Raw genomic sequence first — 2,626 nt, forward strand, 5'->3', positions numbered from 1 at the left:
TGGACTTGGCGCGTTCGCTGACAGATATGCGTACCTAAATTGATAGCCGTTACCCTCGGCGCATCGCTGAATGCTGGCACCGTGCGCATCTGCATACCGTTTTCGTATTCCTGGGAGCAGATTCAGCGCGCTCGCGGAGCAGATGCATATTTGAGTCGACGGTAGCTCGATCCATGGTATTCGCTTGCAACTCGGCGTCGTCGACCGTCTCGCCCTTGTTCAGGAACACAATGATATGCACTACACCAACCTGGCTGGGCCACTGCGGTGAGTTGCGTACTTGGACCGCTAGCCTTTCGTACTCTCGCGGTGTGCTCGGTGTGCTCGCATGATGGATGCGTCTGCATTGATAGTTGTTATTCTCGGCGCTCGCTTAATGCCGGTGCGGGGGTACGTATCTGCGCCGCTTGCCCGTCATGCTCACGGACCAGGGGTAGCTCGCTACGTTACTAGATTGCGTGTCCGTATCCCCCCTTACCTCTGAGCTCATCCGCTCTGCTATTGCTGGCATGGAGTGTCGCCTGCCTCAGCAAGATTCCGCTCGGTAAGTCTTCGGTTCTACTGCATCGTCGTCGGTTCGCCTGCACACGAGTTATTCGTGCGAAGTGACACACCGCAGGGTGGCAAGAATGTCTGGCGGTGTATTTCAAGCGCAGGAATTACGCCTATGACTGTCTCTTGCCGGTCGAACGTCGAACGCGCACCGGAAACGTCGCCACCATCTTGGGAGGGGCGGCACAAACTTGTGGCCGCCACTCCCGCTACCAGCCTCCCCTAATTTATCGTCACCGCTTCCGACTGCAGGTGACTGTGGTCACGCGTTATGGCGTCTCGCGCGGTTTCGCGACGCCATCGCTTCAGTCGCGCACGGCTTCGATTCGCTTTATTCATCGTTGGATTTCGCCTAATTCATCTCATCAGCATGGCGAGATGTGGGGGCGCATATGCTCGTCGTATCAAGTGCTCTTGATGCACCCCAACCCGGCTTTGGTATGTTTTCTAAAGTTTGCTGCTCATTTCAGAAAGCAGAAAAAGTGCCGATGAACGGAGATCGGCGAAATGCCGAATATGTACGAGCATTTGCTCAGAACATCGAGATGGAGTTACCGCATGACATCCTTGCGGATTATGCTATTGCGGTTTTAAACGGCAATATGAGCGCGAACCGGTCTATGCCGGAGAACTCGAACAAAACATAAAAAATGAACCAGATGTCCATTCCGGGGTTAAGGCTTCCTCCTGTCGTCGTGATATCGCTTGTCGATAGTCACGATCGTCGTGCGTATATCACCCAGCAACTGAAGCAAGCAGGTGTGCCGTTCAAATTCTTCGATGCAGAGCGTATCTCCGAATACCCTTCGACATACGATGCGGAGTCTCGGTTAAAGATATACGCCAACCATCTGACGCTAGGCGAAGTCGGTTGTTACGACAGCCACTACCGCATCTGGCAGGATCTCGCCCGCTCCAACGACGACATCTGGTGCGTGCTTGAAGATGACATCGAGCTCAAAGCCGATTTCGCACAGCGTCTCGCCTCCGCGCTCGACGTCTCGGTTCATTGGGGCATCATGCGACTGAAAGACGAGGGGTCTGCCGGCCGTTGGAAGGTTGGCGAGTTGCCGGGCGGAGGTGTTCTCCATGATCACCGCAAACAGCCTGGCGGCACACAGGGCTATCTCATTCGCCGGGACGCCGCTTTGGCGCTGCTGGAATATGGCCGACGCATGATTCACCCCGTCGACGACATGCTCAACCGAAATTGGGAGCACGGGGTTCGCATGATCTCGATTTCGCCCGATATCGTGGTGCATCGCAACGACGATCTGGGAACGACCATCGCCGGCCGCCAGAAGGCGAAACGCACCATCTCCCAGAAATTGCGCCGGGAGTTCCACATGGGGCGGGACAGTTTCAATCGCCACGTGGATGTCTGGCGCCGGCGTCTGTTCGCAGGGGGCCGCTAACCGCAACAAGACCTCTCCTCCAACACCTTTTATCTCGATAAATCAATGAGTTGCCGCGTGTTCTGAAATTTATGTGAGCCGCAGGCACAAAAACTGCATATTTAATGCGTGGAAGGTGTTGACAAGGTGGGGGGACATCTCCATAATTGCAAATTCTCTGCGGAGGGGTGCCCGAGTGGCTAAAGGGGGCAGACTGTAAATCTGTTGGCTTACGCCTACGTTGGTTCGAATCCAACCTCCTCCACCAGAATGCGGAAGTAATAAGCGTCGGAAGCAAGAGTCTCCGGCGCTTGTTGCCAAGTGGCGAGAGTCAGAATCCAAGCGGGTGTAGCTCAATGGTAGAGCAGAAGCCTTCCAAGCTTACGACGAGGGTTCGATTCCCTTCACCCGCTCCAGGTGACGCGCAGAAGTAGTACAGGATTCGCCCATGTGGCTCAGTGGTAGAGCACTCCCTTGGTAAGGGAGAGGTCGGCAGTTCGATCCTGCCCATGGGCACCACAAGATAGTGTTAAGCGCGGCAATCAACATGCCGAGCAACCTCGGCAATAGATAACCCGTTAGGAGTCGGAAATGGCAAAGGAAAAATTCGAGCGGACTAAGCCGCACGTGAACGTCGGCACCATCGGTCACGTTGACCATGGCAAGACCACCCTGACGGC

3 protein-coding genes and 3 tRNA genes are annotated in these 2,626 nt (G+C 55.3%); all 6 read left to right on the forward strand.

Annotated features, from left to right (window positions below; all coding sequences use genetic code 11):
* The first annotated feature begins 944 nt into the window (after window positions 1-944).
* Window positions 945-1,199, forward strand: coding sequence for a hypothetical protein (locus ACIPHM_RS24495; RefSeq protein WP_400334276.1), 255 nt, complete (start codon window positions 945-947; stop codon window positions 1,197-1,199).
* A gap of 3 nt (window positions 1,200-1,202) precedes the next feature.
* Window positions 1,203-1,967 (forward strand): glycosyltransferase family 25 protein, encoded by a 765-nt coding sequence (locus ACIPHM_RS24500; protein WP_400334279.1) that lies wholly within the window; start codon window positions 1,203-1,205, stop codon window positions 1,965-1,967.
* Window positions 1,968-2,128: 161 nt separating this feature from the next.
* Window positions 2,129-2,214: transfer RNA gene (locus ACIPHM_RS24505), tRNA-Tyr, on the forward strand.
* A gap of 74 nt (window positions 2,215-2,288) precedes the next feature.
* Window positions 2,289-2,362, forward strand: a tRNA-Gly gene (locus ACIPHM_RS24510).
* A 28-nt stretch (window positions 2,363-2,390) separates the two neighbouring features.
* Window positions 2,391-2,465: transfer RNA gene (locus tag ACIPHM_RS24515), tRNA-Thr, on the forward strand.
* A gap of 72 nt (window positions 2,466-2,537) precedes the next feature.
* A partial coding sequence (locus tag ACIPHM_RS24520; RefSeq protein ID WP_038059333.1) for a GTP-binding protein occupies window positions 2,538-2,626 on the forward strand: 89 nt, incomplete at its 3' end.

The organism is Pandoraea sp. NPDC087047 (assembly GCF_044745225.1).
Taxonomy (GTDB): domain Bacteria; phylum Pseudomonadota; class Gammaproteobacteria; order Burkholderiales; family Burkholderiaceae; genus Pandoraea.

What these genes read in the sequence shown, in the direction of transcription:
- ACIPHM_RS24500 (WP_400334279.1), top strand. Translation starts at nt 1,203, where the DNA reads ATGAACCAGATGTCCATTCCGGGGTTAAGGCTTCCTCCTGTCGTCGTG.
- ACIPHM_RS24495 (WP_400334276.1), top strand. Translation starts at nt 945, where the DNA reads ATGCTCGTCGTATCAAGTGCTCTTGATGCACCCCAACCCGGCTTTGGT.